We start from the raw sequence: 16591 nt of genomic DNA, 5'->3' as shown, positions 1-16591 counted from the left end.
GAAGTAGTTTAAAGTAAAAAAAGAAGCCGTCTCGATGTTCGAGACGGCTTCTTCGTTTATGACGACGGATCAACATCTGCTCACGCCTTTTTCAACGTAGAGATGTCAATCGGAAGATTCCTAACCCGAACCCTACAAGCAGCAAAGATCGCATTCCCCAACGCAGGCGCCACCGGCGGCAAGCCCGCTTCGCCAACGCCTCCGGGGGCCTCACCGTTTTCGATGATGAAAACCTCCACCGCCGGCATTTCATTCATGCGAAGCACATGATAGTTATTGTAGTTGGACTGCTGGCAAACACCACGTTTAAAAATGATGCCACCCTTTATGGCGGCCGACAATCCCATCACGATGTTCCCTTCCGTTTGTGCCCGCACTGTATCGGCGCTGACATACATTCCGCAATCGATCACAGAAACAACCTTATCGATTTTTACTCCGCTATGGTTTGTGGACACTAACACACAACAGGCACAGATGGTCCCGAAAGCTTTGAATAGCGCGACGCCCTTTCCCGTTCCCGGCGCAGTCTTCGCATAGTAGTCCGATTTTTCTGCGAGGGTTTGGAGGACCTTCCTAAATCTTTCATCCTCCAGCAACTCCAGTCGTGCTGCGAGCGGGTCCTTACCGGCCAGGTGGGCAAGCTCATCGATGAAGCATTCCTGGCCCCAGGCTAAATTCGATGCGTTGACAGACCGCCACCACATGATGGGTATTTCTGTTTTCACGTTTGTCCAACTTACTTTCCTCGAGGTTTTAAATTCATATCGGGTGTTGTCCCTCAGTTCCTCGCCCATCCAGGGATCGGCTTCATCGTCGGGCAGTCCTTTGAAGACCTGGCGCAAGATGGATTCGCCGATAATATGGTGATGAAAACCTGTGATCTTGCCATCCTCTATAAATCCTTGCATGTGGCTTAGCAGCCCAGGTCGGTATGGGCCTTGCGTGATATCATCCTCACGTGTCCAGATCACTTTTACGGGAACCTTCAATTTGTTGGAAAGAAAACAAGCCTCCTTTACGAAGTCGATGTAGGCTTTCCGTCCAAAAGATCCTCCCATCAAAATGGCGTGGATCTTGATTTTTTCTGCGGGGAGGCCAAGATAGTTCGCTACATCAGGCAAGGTTTCTCCCGGCCCCTGGATCGGGGCCCAAATCTCCACGGAGCCGTCTTCTTTTACGTGCGCCGTTGTGTTTTCGGGCTCGATCGGCGCGTGCGACAGAAACGGGGTCTCATAGGTACATTCCAGTCTGGATGCGACTGTATTGAATTTTCTATTGAAGTCACCCAGCTCATGGTGGTTGATGCCTTCCTCCTTCGCCTTTGCATAACTTTTTGAAATAATCTTCTGTGTCAAGGGTCTCTGTTAAGTTGGAATTATCCCATTGCACCTTGAGTGCATTTCTCCCTTTGAGGGCGGCCCACCAGTCCGTGGCGATGACAGCAACAGACTCTGCATCGCGATGGATCATTTTTCGCTCGCACTTTATCACCCGCAATACGCCGGGAATTTTCAGCGTGTCACTATCCTCAATGGTCACTATTTTTCCAAAGATCATGGGGCTGTGGAGTATGGAGGCGTAAACCATGCCGGGCACCTCGATGTCGATTCCGTAGACCGCCTTGCCGTTTGTTCGTGCTGGGATTTCAGCGCGCTTGATATCTTTCCCGATGATGCTGAAATCAGCGGGATGCTTTAGGACGGGGTCGGCCGGCACTTCGAGTTTAGAGGCTGCTCCTGCAAGCTCGCCGTAGGTCAGGCTCGTGTCGCTGCCCTTTCTAAAAACCCTCGCTTCCCTTGCATAGCACTCGCTTTCCAAAACGCCCCATTGGCGCGCCGCCGCTTTGATCAACATTTCCTTTGTCGCCGCACCGGCTTTTCGCAGGGGCAACCATAGCCTTCTTATCGAACTGCTGTTTCCCGACGTTTGCGCACCGTACTTACTTTGTCCATCGCTTTGTATGATCTTGATCTGCGCCAGCGAAACTTCCAATTCCTCGGCAATCATTGCAGGAACCGAGTGAAGGGTGCCTTGCCCCATGTCATTTCGCGGGTTGACGATCGTGATCGTATTGTCAAGGCCGATCAGGATGAAGGGGTTGATCTCGAAATTATCAACCGTTCCATTGTGTGGCGTGATGTTATGAATCTTTGAAAAGGAATCTATGCCAATCGCCAGTCCAAGGGTTGCGAGGCTTGCCCGCTTTATGAAATCGCGGCGTCCGGTTCTTAGAAAATTGTCGTCATTCAAACTCATACAAATCTTCGTTACTATTTTGGGTTTCCGGCTGCCAAATGAATAGCCTTTCTTATTCTATCGTAGGTGCCGCACCGGCACAGATTTCCCGCCAGCGCGGCGTCAATGTCCTTATCGGAGGGCATAGGCTTCCTGGCCAACAGGGCAACGGCCGACATGATTTGCCCAGACTGGCAGTAGCCACATTGCGGCACCTGGAGCTCAACCCAGGCCTCCTGAACAGGATGCGGTGCATCGGCGCCAATGCCTTCTATGGTTGTGATCTGTGCGCCGGCTGGGATAGTTGAAATGCGCAGTTGGCATGATCTGACCGGGTTGTTGTTCAGATGAATCGTGCACGCACCGCATGCAGCGATCCCGCAACCAAATTTGGTCCCTTTCAGCCCAAGGTAATCCCTGAGAATCCACAAAAGGGGCACGTCGGGCTCGGCCTCCACGTCATAGGGTTTGTGGTTTACCTTAATGGTGTACTTTTTCATTTTTGCAGTATGGTTGTGAAGCGGGTCATGACCCGGAACACTGCAATTACGGAGGCAAGCCGCCGCCGGGCTATAAATCGGGCGTTTTTGGCTACCGGATTTATAAAACAGGAATAAAAAAGTCGTTATGCTCTGGAGGGACCGTTGCGATAGGCCGATGGCGTTGTGTTCGCATGCTTTTTGAAGGCGGCATTGAACACCGAGATGCTTTTAAACCCGGTTTCATGCGCTATCGTCGCGATCTTTTCGTGGTCGTTGGCCGGGTCTTTCAAACGTTCCTGGGCATCTTTGATCCGGAAGCTGTTGATGTAGTCCGGGAAGGACTGTTGCGTGCGTCGGTTGATGGTCTCCGACAGCAGGTTCATGGGGACCTTCAATTGGTCGGCCATTTTTGGCAGGGTGATGGACGCGTCTCTATAGGGGTGTTGCCTGTTCATCCAGGCTTGCAAATCTTCAAAGCACCGGCCAATTTGGTGTTCGCTATAAGCAGAACGCTCATACTTTTCCCGTTGTCTGAAGATCTCTCCTTTCTTCAGTCCCAGATAACTCAGGAAATAGATCAGAAAAGAAAATACAACCGGTGCGACAATGTAGGGAACCATGCCAAAAATAAAATTTGCCATGTATCCAGCCCAGACCAATACGACCCCGATCATAACACTGAGTGCCCAAACCCTTTGCGTAGCGTTTATTTTTTGGAAGTTTCTTACGACTACCCGAATGCAAAACGGCAGATACAGGGCGGCAGACCAAAGGGAGACCGCATACCCATGTTGTTTCATCCAAAAATAGGGAGTAAGCACCGGGCTCAGAAGCATGACCATTAACGCAGGCGCCAGGTGGGGCGCGTGTCGCAGCCAATCAAATCGATAGTCCTTTTGATGGAATGAATTCAGATAGAGCAACAGCAGGGGAAAAATGGCCAGGTTGGCACCAAAACCTAAATTCATCACCACCGTAGAAACCTGGTGCCCGAGGGAAAAGTAATAGACGACGGACTTTACGATTCGGATCGCAAAAGCCAGAAGAAGCAACGCGAGTAGGACATTAGCAAGACTTCTTTCTTTGCGGATCGAAAAAAGATAAGCGCTAAAAAACGCACTTTGCAAAGCGCCTGCTCCGCTTGTCAGTAATAATATTTCAAACGGGATTCCCATGCATTACTCGTTACGGCGCGACGGCGTGATTTGTTTCCGTTAAACTCGATCAAAGCTAAAGATCACGCAAAACATTCTTGATTGCCTGCACTTTGTCGTTAATCTGAAAAATAATTGAAATGCACCTGATTCGCAAATTGACCGCGATCTAGGGAATAAAGGACTGCAGCTTTCGCGCCAAAACAACGAGCACCCACAGGCCAACAACAAATGCAGCCACCGAAATAAAAAGTCCGGGTTGAATGGCGAAGGGATTTAGATAGTAAAGGAATAGCAAGTTAAAGAAGACCAACACCGAAAGAATAAATTTCCCAAGCCATTTCTCTGCTTTGGTCTCTGTTGCCAATTGTCTCCGATGATGGTGAACGACCAAATAGGTCAGCCGTTCAGAAAACAATTCGCTGGGTTTTTCCAGGCCACTTTCCTTTAGAAGGGCAATGAGTTCCTTCTCTTTGCTGTCATGCTCTTTCATAATAGATCTTTTACTTCGTCCTTTAACAACAATTTCAATTCAACTTCTAGCTGATCTCTGCCGCGCAACAGGCGCATTTTGATCGCCGACTTTTTCATGTTCACAATTTCGCAGATCTCCAAAATGCTCAGTTCGCCGATGTAATGCAATGTGATGATCAGCCGTTCTTCTTCCGAAAGCCTGCTAAGGGCTATTTCGACATATTTTTTTCGCTCGGTGTTTCGCGTCAAATCCCATTGCTGGTTTTCGACGCTGATGTATTGTTCATTCACGAAGCGGCCGTTCAAATCCACGGCCGAAATTCGCTTGCTTGCTTTGCTTGTCAGCGCAGTGTTGTAGACAATCCGGTAGAGCCAGGTTGAAAATTTGGAAGCTTTTTTAAACTTGCTCAGCGACGCAAAGGCCTTCATGAAGGCGTCCTGCACAACTTCTTCCGCGTCCTCCCGGTTCAAAACAATCCTGATGGCAATCGTATAGGCTAAATTTTTATAAGCGCTCACTAAATATTCCAAGCCGGCTTTGTCGCCCCGAATGGCCTTTTCCAGAAACGTGTCTTCCGTATGGGGATCTCTTTTTATTGCCATTTTGAGCCTTTAGACTGCTTCCGAAAGAAAACGGTCACATTTTGTGACCACTTTCTTCAAAAGGCAGTCTTATGTGAAAATGATCAAAAAACCCTAGAAATACACTCATGGAAATAACGTCTGCCGCACTATTTATCTCGGTATCCCTGGTGGTGTTTGGAATAAGCTACTATTATTTCACCACACGCTACAAAGAGCGCATGGCCATCCTGGAGAAAGGGCTGCCCCCTGATTTTTTCAAAGGCGGTACGCACTACTTGCCCCTTATCCTCACCCTTGGCATTGTCAGCATTGGCATTTCGCTCGGTATTCTGGTCGGTGCCTTTCTGAATTCGCTTGAAATAGAAGGAGCCCAGTACCTGATGCTTCCCTTTGCCATCTTTTTGTTTCTGGGAATCAGTTTGCTGGTCTCCTACTACATTTTAAAAGCCACGCAAAAAAACAACAACACGTAGCCGGTCACTCCTCCACTGCACGAAGCAGAGCGGCTAAAATTTCCCGTTAAAAAACAGTCTTACCAAAAAACTCACGCAAAATGAAAACCTCATTGATACTATTGCTATGCCTGTCCATGACCGTCCTCATGCCGGTGAATGGCTTTAGCCAGGAATATGACGAATCTTTTGATCGTCTATTGAAAGAACAACTATCCATTGAAAGCCCAGGTGGCACTGTCGTGGTGGCAAAAGAGGGGGCGATACTTTATAAAAAAGCCTTTGGCAAAGCGAATCTGGAATTGGATGTCGACATGAAGCCGGACAACCTCTTTCGAATCGGGTCGATCACCAAACAATTCACCGCCTCCGCCATCCTGAGGTTGGCCGAAGAGGGTAAGTTGTCCCTATCGGATACCATCACCCGGTTTATTAAGGACTATCCGCTGCACGGATATGCGATCACCATCGAACATTTGCTCACTCATACTTCAGGCATAAAGAACTACACGGGATTGGGCAAATTTGACACGCCCGCCAAGCGAAGGGACATCACACCAAAAGAACTGGTTGACTTTTTTAAGAATGAACCTATGGACTTTCCGCCCGGCACCGACTACCGGTATTCCAATTCCGGTTACATTCTGCTCGGCTATATCGTCGAGCTGGTTTCGGGAAAAACTTATGCTGAATATATTCGCGAGACTTTTTTAAAGCCGTTGGGCATGAAGCATTCGTTCTATGACAATGCTTCGCCTGTTATTCCGGGGCGGGTTTCCGGCTATCAAAAAAGGAATGGTCACTTTGAGAATTCGGACTATCTCAGCATGACCTTACCCTATGCTGCCGGCTCCATACTCTCCACTGTGGATGACCTGTTGACGTGGCACGTTGCTTTGATGAACAATAAAGTTCTCACTGCTGAGAGCTTAACGAAAGCGCACACTTCCTACAAGCTTGCCGATGGAAGGTTGACGGGCTATGGTTATGGTTGGGAATTAGGCAATATCCAAGGGAGTCCGACCGTCAAGCATTCCGGCCGGATAAATGGATTCGTAACCTTTGCCGTCTATCTGCCGGGTGAAAAGATATTTGTCGCCATCTTTTCAAATTGCGATTGCACGGATGATCTCGAAAAAACAGCGTCAAAAATGGCGGCGATCGTTCTGAAAAAGCCTTATCAATGGAACAGCATCGAAACGTCATCCAAAGCGCTTGAAGCCTACCCCGCGGCCTATGCATCGGCGCACGAAGAAAAATTTATCGCACACGAAGATGGGCAGCTCTTGTACTTTAGCAAAGGAGGATCCAAATCAGTACTCGTACCGTTTGCAAAGGACAAGTTCTTTATAGAAAACAGTTTGGTCAGTTTGGAATTCGAAAGGGACATAAAGGGTCATGTCGCTTCGTTCTATGAGAAAGGAACGGGACTGTCCGTCAAATGGAGCCGCGCGTCCGGAGCAGTCGAAACGTTGAAGGCTATAAAAGTTGACATGAAGGCTCTTGAGAAATATGTTGGAGACTATCAATTTTCGCCTGGTCCTGTCTTCTCCATCGTCAAAGAAGGCGAAAAATTATACGGTCAGGTTGGGCAAGATAAAAAAGAGATCCTGCCGTATGCGCCAAATAAGTTTTTCGCCAAAGAGATTGACGCAAAGATCATATTCAACCTGGATAAAAATGGCGATGTGATCAGCCTGACAAAGATTCAAACGGGCGAGATGAACGCCGTCAAAATCAAATAAAAAAAAATAAACCGCCAACCATCATTCTGCGCTCAACCCGGCTTTAGCGATTTAAGCCTGGATATAAATATCAAATCGCGCTCCAACGTTCAGTTGGCCTGAAGCAAAAATTATCCCATGATGATTTTCAACAATTCTTTTGCAGATCGCCAGGCCGATCCCCGTTCCTTTATATTCGTGCTGACTGTGAAGGCGCTGAAACACTTCGAAAATCCGGTCTTTATAGAGCGGGTCAAAGCCAATACCGGTGTCCGTATAGGTGATATGACAGTAGTCCTTATGCGGTTCGAGTTTCAAGCCGTTGGGCTTACTCCATCGTATCACTTCACTCGCTATTTTAATGTGGGGCGCCGTGGAAGGCTTCACGAATTTGATCGAGTTGCTAATAAGGTTCTGAAAAAGCAGACGAAACTGCGATCGGATAATATTCGCATCACACATAGGGCTGGTTTCTATCGTTGCATTCTTTTCCTGAATAACATCCTCAAGCTCTTTTTTAACGTCATCCACAATGGTTTCCAGGTCTGTAAGCTCAAACTTTCGCTCGCTATTCTTTGTCTCCGCATAAAGTAGCAAATCCTGAATGAGGGTGCGCATGTGCAGGGCGGATTGGCTAATCTTATCAAAATACCGCTTCCCGCTTTCCGATAGATTATTTTCATCGTCCCGGAGTATGCAGCTTACAAAATTTTGGATTTTACGGAGCGGTTCCTGTAAGTCATGGCTTGATACATAGGTAAAAGCCGTTAAATCCAAATTGGCGTCCTCGAGTTCTACATTTTTTTGTTCCAGTTGCTCCGTTCTGTTTTTCAGTTCTGCCTGGTTTTTGTTATGAATCGTGAGGTCGGTGACGATGACGCTTAAAACATGTTGGTCATCGATGGATAACGCATTCATGGACAGTAAAACGGGCGTGGTCTTGCCCTCATGGGCGAGTAGAAGCAATTCTTCGTTCATTACCCTTTTCTTGCTTTGCTTAACCAAAGCATCCCACTTCTTTCTTGAAAAACCGATCAAGGTTCTGAACTTTGTCCCCACCAATTTTTCCAAAGGAATATTCACCATGTTGGCAAAAGCGGAATTGCCATATAGCACTGCGCCATCACCCATAAGCGTGACGGCCCCCTCATACATTCTTTCCACTAAAATGCGGTAGATCTTGTCGGATGTCTTTTCCGTGTAAACTTTAAACTTCTCCGTGTTGCCAATTACCAGGGCGTCAATATCTCCGGCCCGAATGGCATCACTCGACTGCCTGGCCAGTCGCAACTGCTCTCGGAGGCTTTCCACCTCTTTTTTCAGCGCTGCGACCTCTTGATCCGTTGTCTTTACTAACATGGCATTGAATTCATTACACAAGATGCAGTCCATTCAAAACTTTATCAGTATCCGACAAATCTCCAATCACCCTTTCCTCGGGCAACGGGAATTTCTTTATCAAAACAGGCACTGCCACGATACCTTCCTGAAGCGCAAAAAAGGGCTGTTTATAAATATCGATGATCTCCAGATCATATCTTCCTTTCAGGTACTTCTCACAAATCTTGTTCACATTTATAATAGCCTGCGTTGAGTTTGGTAAAATGCCGGTAACAAATAGCCGGAGAACATATTTATTGCCCGGGGCGTCTGCCTTCGCCTTAACGTTTTCCTTTTTGGGCTTCCTTTTTGAAATTGTCATCCGTTTTGTTTTTCAAATAAAGTGTTCATCAAATTTCTGTTTGATCGACAAGCCATTCCAATGCTACGCCCCCTTACTATCCATCCGTTCGATTATTTCGATGTGGATATATTCCCATGCTCACGCGCCGTTCTTTTCGCTTCCGACAGAAGGTCTTTTTTACTCCTAACAATCGGCGCTAAACTGATTCCCTTTCCTGAAATGACAAATCTCCTCACCTCATTGGAATGGTGCATGCCCCTCGATTTCATGACGCACAAGCTCCGTGTCCGCTCGGCATCCACCTCAATATCCTGAACCATTATCCAGGTGTCTACCATCGACGAGATGCCTTCATCGCTGGGGTTTCGCTCTATCGACCCCACGGTGATGGCCGCAGTAAACATGACGGTTATGCGTTGCGTTTTCAAAAAATCAACAAAACGGGTTAGCATGGACCTGATATCGCTGTTGGGCCCCTCGGTCATTAAATTGGTAATGGGATCAAGAATAACCACCACGGGCTTCAGGTCGGTGATAATCTTCTTGATCGCGATAAAATGCAATTCAAGATTTTGTAGCGAGGGCCGGGAGTAATAGAACGTCAGCATTCCAGACTCGATAAAGGGCCCCAAGCGAAATCCGATAGATTCCATGTTCCGGATCACCTGGTTGGGCGCTTCTTCGAATGCACAGAAGAGACAACGACTTTTGTCACGAACAACGCTATAAGCAAACGAGGCCGCCAAGCTTGTTTTTCCCGTGCCGGCCGTACCCGATATCAAAACGCTGCTCCCCTCGTAAAATCCATTTTTCCCCAACATGTCATCCAAATCGGCAAGGCCGGATGAAATCCGCTTTGTACTTGATTTCTGTTGGAACGCCTCGCTGATGATGGGAAAAACAGTGATTCCCTTTTCATCGACGATAAACGGGTACTCATTATTGCCATGAACAGAGCCGCGATATTTCACGATACGCAGCCGCCGCGTGGCGATTTGGTTAGTCACCCGGTTGTCTAAAACAACAACGCAATCGGCTACATATTCCTCCAGACCGTGGCGGGTGAGGTAGCCATCGCCGAGTTCCGCCGTAATGATGGCGGTTACCTTTCGTTGCTTTAACCAAGAAAAAAGTCTTTTCAATTCCGAGCGAAGTGTATGATAATCGAGTCCATAAAACAACGTATCCAACGAATCCAGCACAACGCGCCTGGCGTTCACTTTGTCGATGGCCCGACCCATCCTCACAAACAAACCTTCAATACTATAATTGCCCGTTTCCGAGATTTCATCACGATTAACGCGTACATGCTCCAGGTATACTTTGTTTTCCGAAAGATGCTTGCTTAAGTTGTAGCCCACCGACTCCACGTTTACGACGAGTTCGTCCGTGTCTTCTTCAAAGGCCATAAACACGCCGGGTTCGTTAAACATCACGATGCCATTCACAATAAATTCCATCGCCATGATCGTTTTCCCACAGCCTGTGTTACCCAACAACAGCGTGGGGCGATTTTTTGGAAAACCACCCTGGGTAATGTCATCCAGGCCCTGTATGCCTGTTAATGACTTTGGGAACTTACTATTTGGTTTTTTTGACGTTTTCACTTTTCGCATAGGGTCATATTGTCGTGGATAGAGGGTGACAGCTTATACAAACTTTTGAATAACAAACTCCTCTCGTTTTGGGCGATCGAGTTTATGCTCCGATAAACTTAAAAGAAGATGATGCAATACCTTTCTGAGTTCGGCCGTGTCCGTTTTATGAATGTAAAAATAGGCGCCATGGTCGTAGAGAAAGTCAGCTACACTCTTGCTCAGGGAAGTGGAATAGATCACAATTGGCAAACGCTTGAACTTGGGGTCATTCTTGATCTCCACCAGGCATTCGGAGCCATTTTTCTTGGGCATATTGAGATCCAGAAAAAGGATATCCGTCGGATTTTTCGGCTTCGCTTTCAGGTAGAGAAGCAATTCTTCGCCGTTTGCAACGGTTGCGAGTTTCACAGCGATAGACATTTCGTCTATAACTTTTTTAAAAAAGTAGCGATCATCGCTATCATCGTCCGCGAGCAAAACATGCAGTGAATCCGGCGACGGGGTTATTTTGTCTTTATTTGTCATACAACTCAATGGCTATCAATCGTACCGTGCAACGACCTTTAAGATGGTCCAAGCTGGAGATGAATATGCTACACCTATTTGTCGCCCCACAGCTACCGCAATTTCAAGGAATCGGGGGCCATTCGCATTATATAAGAATCGATAAAAGTTGCATTTTTAACAGATTGCCACCATGATCTGCCCTTAAGGATAACAGGCTGAACAGCCGGCAGTGCCTTATGTTTAGATCCCAATCAGAAGAGCCGGGATTACCATCCTGTCGGAGCGTGACACGCCCGTCGACGCTTCAGACAATATTAGAAGGGATGTTACGTTGAGCGTGATCATCAAAAAAACGGAACAAATTGACAGCGACTATGTGTTATGTAGTAAGATAAAAATCAAATAAGAAAATGAAACAGCTATCAAATAAGTTCATACTGGCAACCGCACTGGTCTTCGGACTTGCGGCGTGCGCGGTGACGGATTTTGATCGCGACATCGACTTCGGCCATTATCGCACTTTTGCCTGGGGGCCTTCCGAAATAAAGGTAGACAATCCCGAATACCGGGGCGGCCTGATCGACAAGCGCATCAAAACCACCGTGAAGGAAGAATTCGCCAAGCGTGGGATCTATTTCGACGCCAAACATCCCGACTTTCTCGTGAGCTACAAAACTTATACGGAAAAACGGAGGGATTCCTATTCCACCGCGCCCTACGGTCCATTTATGTATGGACCCTACATCATGCCCTATCGATTCGGTTACATGTACATGCCCTACGGCTATGGCATGATGCCTTACGGTTATTACGGAGGACGAAGCTATGACTACACACGGGGAACCCTGATCATCGACATCACTGACAAGGCGTCGAACGATTTGATCTGGCGTGGAACGGTGAAAGGAAATGTGGAGTACACCAGCAGTCTGTCGAAGCAGATCCATAAAGGCATCAAAGCCATCCTGAAAAAATATCCCGTTCACCCGGGCGAGATGCTGACACCAGGATCGAAGCACACGATCAGCTAACCGAAAAAGCACACCTTATCAAAAGAAGAAAGCCCGGCGGGGCTTTTCTTTTATAATAAAAAAACCTTGGAGATAGGCTTCCAAGGTTTCACAGGTTAAAACAGATTAAAGCACATGGATTATTTCAATTTAACAAAACGCCAGACCTACACAGTCTCTTTTCAGGCGTCACGTTAGTGCGAAATTCTGACTGGCCATTATACAAAAGAAATCCTGGACCGAGATTTTATGAATGTCCAATATCCTTGCCAATGACTTTAAGGTAAGGTTTGCCTTTCCGCGTTCAATTCTCCAGTATTGGATCGCCGGCAATTTATACCGGTTGGCAAATTGCTTCACGGTTGTATAGCCTTTCATTTGGCGCAGACCCGACAGGTTCGCACCAATGTGGATCAAGAAATCTCTAAATTGTTTTGTTGTCTTTCTCATGGTGAAAAATTAATCACCAGATAAAAATCAAATTGCATGCCCGTTCCCTTTGGCACATCCTGCCAACCCGAATTGCCCATGGGATGCACTTTTAATGCGTATTTTTTCTACGCACCGAGGACTTTTGTTCACATACCCGCCTATTTCCAGGTCGATTATCTTAAAAGGTAAAATGTTTAACCCCTGCTGTTGGGGTTTTTACTTGGGAATTGTTTTTAGGACGCTCCATTCATCCGACTCAGGGATTTGTTAAATGATTTTTTGCTAATTTTCTTTCTATACTTTAAAAACAAATTAGGTTTAGCGGGGTAAAGGTCAGACGGGCCTTCACCCCGTTTTCATTTATGGCCATCCTATTTTTTGCTGCATCCGCAATCAACAAATCGGATTCTTTCCGATTCATTTCACATCGCCCGCTACGAAAGGGGTCTGTCGTTCTGCCGGGGGTTGAGTCACCCTAGCCGTTGGCGGGACGATCGAAGCCCGAGTCATCGGCCCATCCAGCGTCAATGGATTGGCGTATAGCTGTGACGCCGTTCCGTTGGGCAGGAACAACCGGTCATTAGCAGAAAACGGGTGAACCCTGCTCCTCCGCCCGAGAGCCCCGTACAAATGATTACTGCATTTTCTTAACTTCGTTGGCCATCGATATGTATACTTATACATACCGATTGAAAAAATATTTACATTTGAGCAACCTAATCCTTAAAACCCTGTGAAGCTAGTTATCACGGCAGCGCTTGCACTTTTGTCCGTTCAAGCCTTTTCGCAAGAACAGAAAGACTCTTTAACCACACGTCAATTGGATGAAGTGGTGGTTACCGGCTCCCGGTCGCTCGAGGATATCTACAAGTCGCCGGTGACGGTCGAAAAGACCACGCGCAAGGCCTTTCAGCAGTCTCCGGCCCCTTCTTTTTTTGATGGGCTGGATTTCATCAAGGGGGTCCAACTGATCACGCCAAGCCTGGGGTTCAAGGTGATCAACACGCGGGGTTTTGCCAATACGACCAACGTGCGCTTCGTTCAGTTGGTGGATGGGACCGATGTCCAGGCCCCGCACATCGGGGCGCCTATCGCCAACATGATGGGGCCAAGCGATCTGGATCTCGAGAGCACCGAAATTGTTCCCGGGGTGGCCTCGGCGCTTTACGGAATGAACGCCATCAACGGCCTGGCCAACTTCACATCGCTCGATCCTTTTCAAAACACGGGACTGAGCATTCAGCAAAAGATGGGCGTCAACAACGCATCGCCGTCCGATGGAAATAAACTTTTCTCCGAAATCGCGCTTCGCTGGGCACAAAAGGCATCGGATCGCTTTGCTTACAAAATCAATGGAACCTATATGCGGGGCTATGATTTTGTCGCTAACAATCTCACCGACATCAACCCCAACGCAAATGCCACCACAGGACTGTTGGGTGCCGACAACCCGGCCCTCGACCCTGTCAATTCCTATGGCAACGAATCGTCCGACAGGCGGACCATCAACCTCAATGGGAAAAATTATGTTGTGGCGCGAACGGGTTATCTTGAAAAAGAGGTCGTGGACTACACCTTGAAAAACATAAAGGCGGATGCCACATTGGTTTATAAGATCCGTCCCCAGTCAAGACTGTCGTATACGTACCGCTTTGCAGACATCAACAACGTGTACCAGCGGGCGAATCGCTTCCGGCTCGAAGATTACATTCTCCAGCAACATGCGCTTACCTACCAGGACGCCAACCTCCTGGCCCATGCCTATGTGAACATCGAGAACACCGGGAAGTCTTACAACGCCCGGTCGATGGCGGAAAATATCGATCGCACATTCAAGCCCGACAATCAATGGTACACCGACTATTCCAACCGTTTCACGTCGGCCGTCAATGCAGGCTCCACCGTAGCCGAAGCCCATCACCTCGCCCGTGCCACGGCCGATCAGGGCAGGCCGGTGCCCGGAACGGAAGAGTTTTCCAATATGATCAGCCAGCTCCGCAACATCAACAACTGGGACTATGGTGCGGCACTCCGCGTAAAATCACAAATGTATCATGGCGACATCCAGTATGATCTATCGGGTGTGGTCAGGAATTATATTCATTTGTTGACGGGTGGCGACTATCGTTCATACGTGATCGTGCCCGACGGCAATTATTTTATTAACCCGGAAGAGCCGGGCAAGAACCTGGTGTATTATAAATATGGTGCGTTTGTGGAAGCCACGAAAACGATATGGAACGACAAACTAAAAATAGGCGCGACCCTGCGTGCAGATAAAAATCAATACTATGACGTGAAATGGAATCCGCGCTTTACGGTCGTGTATTCGCCCGGGCCCAATCAAAGTTTCCGGTTTTCTTTTCAGAGCGGGTTTCGCTTTCCGAGTGTGTTTGAAGCTTTTTCCAACATCAACAGCGGTGGTGTGAAAAGAGTGGGTGGCCTGCCGGTGATGTCGCACGGCATTTTCGAGAACTCCTATCTGCGGGCGTCGGTCGATGCCTTTCAGGCGGCCGTTACCAAGGATGTGAACACCAATGGCATTTCTGTGAACCAGGCCATCGTTAACAACCAGGGGCTGCTGAAAAAGAATGGTTATACCTACCTTCAACCGGAACACATTCAATCGTTCGAAGCGGGCTACCGGGGAGTCTTATTCAAAAATCTGAAAGTGGATATCGATGTGTATTTCAATCAATACAATGACTTTATCGCGCAGGTGGAAGTGAATGTTCCCAAAACCACGATAGCCGACTCCATCCCCTACTACATGAACAAAAAAACGGGCCAGGACAAATACCGCATGTGGACCAACTCGATGACCGTGGCCTACAACTATGGATCAAGCGTTGGATTGTCGTATAAATTTTACAAAGACTTTGTGGCCAGCGGAAACGCGACCTATGCCGTATTGCAACACCGAACCAGCGGCGATGGATTGGAAGATGGATTCAATACACCAAAATGGATGTACAATGTATCGATCGGCAACAGCCAATTGTTCAATCGCGTGGGTGTGATGCTCAACTACCGCTGGCAAACCGCCTATTACTGGCAATCCTTCCTGGTGAACGGAACCGTGCCTTCTTTTGGAACCCTCAACGCCCAAGTGAACTGGAAGATGGTGGGCGTGACCTGGAAATGTGGTGCAACCAACCTCACCAATACGCATTACTATTCCTACTTAGGAGGGCCTTCTATCGGAGGGATGTATTATGTCAGCCTGACGTATGGTCTTAAATGAGAGAACGGTTTCCAAAGGTGTGATCGCCACTTCGACAGCTCATTTTCCCATGATCTCCCTGCGATGTGCCAGGCCCCAATAATGTAATTCTTCCATTACCTTTTCGAGCGATTTTCCGTGCGCCGTGATGGTGTATTCCACTGTTGGAGGGAACGTGTCATAGACCTCCCTTTTCACCAGTTGGTTCATCTCTAAAATTTTCAACTCTTTGGACAGCGTCTTGTCGGTGATGCCGGTCACTTCTTTGGATATTTCTTTAAATCGCTTGGCGCCCGGCTGTAGTGAAAACAGGATCAGTAACTTCCATCTTCCTTCCAGGGCTTCTAAGGCATCCCGGATGGAGAGCATATTCTTCGGACATCCACCTTTGGTCAGCATGGCTTGTTTTTCGTTTTGTGTGCTTCACTATCCCATTGGCAAGATACTATCCAACGGGATAGCGCTTTCCAACGGAAAGCAAATGTACCTACTTTGGCCCATCCTAAAACGGACCACAGTATGACAACAACAAAAAACTCAAAAGCCCTTCACCTTGCCCTTTGGGCAGTCCAACTTCTTCTGGCGGCCACCCTGGTGTGGGCCGGTGCCCTAAAATTGTTTCAGCCTATAAAACAACTGTCTGCGATGTGGCCGTGGACGGGTGAGATCCCTTTGGCATTCGTAAAACTAACCGGCGTGGTGGATGTGCTGGGTGCCGCAGGGTTGACCCTGCCGTCCGCGCTTCGCGTGCAACCTAAACTCACACCTCTGGCTGCCCTTGGGCTTATTGCCCTGATGGTGTGCGCAAGCGTTTTTCATATTGTGAGAGGAGAAGCCTCTGTGATCGGGGTAAATATTGTCTTTGCGGGAATGGCCGCTTTCGTAGCATGGGGCAGGTTTAGGAGGGTGCCGATAGCGTCAAAATAAAACAACCCTGGTCATCCGCTCACCATTAAACCTCCCTAGGTCCTGATATCCAAATTGACGTTTTAAACAAAGCAACATGACGTTCTAAACAAAATGCCTCC

At 47.8% G+C, this 16591-nt stretch carries 17 protein-coding genes; 5 read left to right on the top strand and 12 right to left on the bottom strand.

Features of this window, described 5'->3' with window-relative positions; translation table 11 throughout:
• Positions 1 to 80: 80 nt before the first annotated feature.
• The 6 genes from BUB30_RS35700 to BUB30_RS26525 all read right to left on the bottom strand — a co-directional run bounded on the left by BUB30_RS35700 (position 81) and on the right by BUB30_RS26525 (position 4951).
• Positions 81 to 1358, bottom strand: coding sequence for a xanthine dehydrogenase family protein molybdopterin-binding subunit (locus tag BUB30_RS35700; protein ID WP_245804181.1), 1278 nt, complete (start codon positions 1356 to 1358; stop codon positions 81 to 83).
• The gene (locus BUB30_RS35695; protein WP_245804180.1) at positions 1294 to 2259 is read right to left on the bottom strand and encodes a molybdopterin cofactor-binding domain-containing protein; all 966 of its coding nucleotides are present in this window, start codon (positions 2257 to 2259) and stop codon (positions 1294 to 1296) included. Before BUB30_RS35695 ends, BUB30_RS35700 begins: the two co-directional genes overlap by 65 nt.
• A gap of 14 nt (positions 2260 to 2273) precedes the next feature.
• The gene (locus BUB30_RS26540; protein WP_073140646.1) at positions 2274 to 2738 is read right to left on the bottom strand and encodes a (2Fe-2S)-binding protein; all 465 of its coding nucleotides are present in this window, start codon (positions 2736 to 2738) and stop codon (positions 2274 to 2276) included.
• A gap of 125 nt (positions 2739 to 2863) precedes the next feature.
• On the bottom strand, positions 2864 to 3895 hold the full coding sequence (locus BUB30_RS26535) for a helix-turn-helix domain-containing protein (RefSeq protein ID WP_084138416.1): 1032 nt from the start codon (positions 3893 to 3895) through the stop codon (positions 2864 to 2866).
• A 148-nt stretch (positions 3896 to 4043) separates the two neighbouring features.
• Positions 4044 to 4367, bottom strand: a complete 324-nt coding sequence (locus tag BUB30_RS26530) for a hypothetical protein (protein WP_073140640.1) — start codon at positions 4365 to 4367, stop codon at positions 4044 to 4046.
• The gene (locus BUB30_RS26525; protein WP_073140637.1) at positions 4364 to 4951 is read right to left on the bottom strand and encodes an RNA polymerase sigma factor; all 588 of its coding nucleotides are present in this window, start codon (positions 4949 to 4951) and stop codon (positions 4364 to 4366) included. Before BUB30_RS26525 ends, BUB30_RS26530 begins: the two co-directional genes overlap by 4 nt.
• A 107-nt stretch (positions 4952 to 5058) precedes the next feature.
• Here BUB30_RS26525 and BUB30_RS26520 point away from each other — a divergent pair, with 107 nt between their 5' ends.
• Positions 5059 to 5406 (top strand): DUF6249 domain-containing protein, encoded by a 348-nt coding sequence (locus BUB30_RS26520; protein WP_073140634.1) that lies wholly within the window; start codon positions 5059 to 5061, stop codon positions 5404 to 5406.
• Positions 5407 to 5486: 80 nt separating this feature from the next.
• On the top strand, positions 5487 to 7130 hold the full coding sequence (locus tag BUB30_RS26515; protein WP_073140632.1) for a serine hydrolase: 1644 nt from the start codon (positions 5487 to 5489) through the stop codon (positions 7128 to 7130).
• Between the two features lie 51 nt (positions 7131 to 7181).
• Here BUB30_RS26515 and BUB30_RS26510 read toward each other — a convergent pair whose 3' ends face one another.
• From BUB30_RS26510 to BUB30_RS26495, 4 genes are all read right to left on the bottom strand, one after another.
• The gene (locus BUB30_RS26510; protein WP_073141202.1) at positions 7182 to 8468 is read right to left on the bottom strand and encodes a sensor histidine kinase; all 1287 of its coding nucleotides are present in this window, start codon (positions 8466 to 8468) and stop codon (positions 7182 to 7184) included.
• 13 nt (positions 8469 to 8481) lie between these two features.
• Positions 8482 to 8811 carry a circadian clock KaiB family protein gene (locus BUB30_RS26505; protein WP_073140629.1) on the bottom strand — a complete coding sequence of 110 codons (330 nt, stop codon included), beginning with the start codon at positions 8809 to 8811 and terminating at the stop codon, positions 8482 to 8484.
• A gap of 92 nt (positions 8812 to 8903) precedes the next feature.
• Positions 8904 to 10409 (bottom strand): circadian clock protein KaiC, encoded by a 1506-nt coding sequence (gene kaiC / locus BUB30_RS26500; RefSeq protein ID WP_073140626.1) that lies wholly within the window; start codon positions 10407 to 10409, stop codon positions 8904 to 8906.
• Between the two features lie 33 nt (positions 10410 to 10442).
• The gene (locus BUB30_RS26495; RefSeq protein ID WP_073140624.1) at positions 10443 to 10916 is read right to left on the bottom strand and encodes a response regulator; all 474 of its coding nucleotides are present in this window, start codon (positions 10914 to 10916) and stop codon (positions 10443 to 10445) included.
• A gap of 392 nt (positions 10917 to 11308) precedes the next feature.
• Between BUB30_RS26495 and BUB30_RS26490 the strand changes: the two genes are divergently transcribed.
• Complete coding sequence (locus tag BUB30_RS26490) at positions 11309 to 11929, top strand: DUF4136 domain-containing protein (RefSeq protein ID WP_073140621.1); 621 nt, start codon at positions 11309 to 11311, stop codon at positions 11927 to 11929.
• Positions 11930 to 12097: 168 nt separating this feature from the next.
• Here the strand turns inward: BUB30_RS26490 and BUB30_RS26485 are convergent, their stop codons facing one another.
• Positions 12098 to 12358 (bottom strand): helix-turn-helix domain-containing protein, encoded by a 261-nt coding sequence (locus BUB30_RS26485; protein ID WP_073140618.1) that lies wholly within the window; start codon positions 12356 to 12358, stop codon positions 12098 to 12100.
• 715 nt (positions 12359 to 13073) lie between these two features.
• On the opposite strand from BUB30_RS26485, the gene BUB30_RS26480 reads away from it, so the two are divergent.
• Positions 13074 to 15584, top strand: a complete 2511-nt coding sequence (locus tag BUB30_RS26480) for a TonB-dependent receptor plug domain-containing protein (protein WP_073140615.1) — start codon at positions 13074 to 13076, stop codon at positions 15582 to 15584.
• Between the two features lie 39 nt (positions 15585 to 15623).
• On the opposite strand, the gene BUB30_RS26475 is transcribed toward BUB30_RS26480, so the two are convergent.
• Positions 15624 to 15962 (bottom strand): winged helix-turn-helix transcriptional regulator, encoded by a 339-nt coding sequence (locus BUB30_RS26475; RefSeq protein ID WP_073140612.1) that lies wholly within the window; start codon positions 15960 to 15962, stop codon positions 15624 to 15626.
• A gap of 120 nt (positions 15963 to 16082) precedes the next feature.
• Here BUB30_RS26475 and BUB30_RS26470 point away from each other — a divergent pair, with 120 nt between their 5' ends.
• Positions 16083 to 16490 carry a DoxX family protein gene (locus tag BUB30_RS26470; protein ID WP_073140609.1) on the top strand — a complete coding sequence of 136 codons (408 nt, stop codon included), beginning with the start codon at positions 16083 to 16085 and terminating at the stop codon, positions 16488 to 16490.
• Positions 16491 to 16591 lie beyond the last annotated feature (101 nt).

The organism is Chryseolinea serpens, assembly GCF_900129725.1.
Classification (GTDB): domain Bacteria; phylum Bacteroidota; class Bacteroidia; order Cytophagales; family Cyclobacteriaceae; genus Chryseolinea; species Chryseolinea serpens.
Note: the sequence above shows the minus strand (reverse complement) of the source record. Positions and strands in the feature narration are given on the sequence as shown.

What these genes read in the sequence shown, in the direction of transcription:
- BUB30_RS26540 (WP_073140646.1), bottom strand. Translation starts at nt 2,738, where the DNA reads ATGAAAAAGTACACCATTAAGGTAAACCACAAACCCTATGACGTGGAG.
- kaiC (WP_073140626.1), bottom strand. Translation starts at nt 10,409, where the DNA reads ATGCGAAAAGTGAAAACGTCAAAAAAACCAAATAGTAAGTTCCCAAAG.
- BUB30_RS26485 (WP_073140618.1), bottom strand. Translation starts at nt 12,358, where the DNA reads ATGAGAAAGACAACAAAACAATTTAGAGATTTCTTGATCCACATTGGT.
- BUB30_RS26530 (WP_073140640.1), bottom strand. Translation starts at nt 4,367, where the DNA reads ATGAAAGAGCATGACAGCAAAGAGAAGGAACTCATTGCCCTTCTAAAG.
- BUB30_RS26475 (WP_073140612.1), bottom strand. Translation starts at nt 15,962, where the DNA reads ATGCTGACCAAAGGTGGATGTCCGAAGAATATGCTCTCCATCCGGGAT.
- BUB30_RS26520 (WP_073140634.1), top strand. Translation starts at nt 5,059, where the DNA reads ATGGAAATAACGTCTGCCGCACTATTTATCTCGGTATCCCTGGTGGTG.
- BUB30_RS35695 (WP_245804180.1), bottom strand. Translation starts at nt 2,259, where the DNA reads ATGAGTTTGAATGACGACAATTTTCTAAGAACCGGACGCCGCGATTTC.
- BUB30_RS26510 (WP_073141202.1), bottom strand. Translation starts at nt 8,468, where the DNA reads ATGTTAGTAAAGACAACGGATCAAGAGGTCGCAGCGCTGAAAAAAGAG.
- BUB30_RS26515 (WP_073140632.1), top strand. Translation starts at nt 5,487, where the DNA reads ATGAAAACCTCATTGATACTATTGCTATGCCTGTCCATGACCGTCCTC.
- BUB30_RS26525 (WP_073140637.1), bottom strand. Translation starts at nt 4,951, where the DNA reads ATGGCAATAAAAAGAGATCCCCATACGGAAGACACGTTTCTGGAAAAG.
- BUB30_RS26470 (WP_073140609.1), top strand. Translation starts at nt 16,083, where the DNA reads ATGACAACAACAAAAAACTCAAAAGCCCTTCACCTTGCCCTTTGGGCA.
- BUB30_RS26490 (WP_073140621.1), top strand. Translation starts at nt 11,309, where the DNA reads ATGAAACAGCTATCAAATAAGTTCATACTGGCAACCGCACTGGTCTTC.
- BUB30_RS26495 (WP_073140624.1), bottom strand. Translation starts at nt 10,916, where the DNA reads ATGACAAATAAAGACAAAATAACCCCGTCGCCGGATTCACTGCATGTT.
- BUB30_RS26505 (WP_073140629.1), bottom strand. Translation starts at nt 8,811, where the DNA reads ATGACAATTTCAAAAAGGAAGCCCAAAAAGGAAAACGTTAAGGCGAAG.
- BUB30_RS26535 (WP_084138416.1), bottom strand. Translation starts at nt 3,895, where the DNA reads ATGGGAATCCCGTTTGAAATATTATTACTGACAAGCGGAGCAGGCGCT.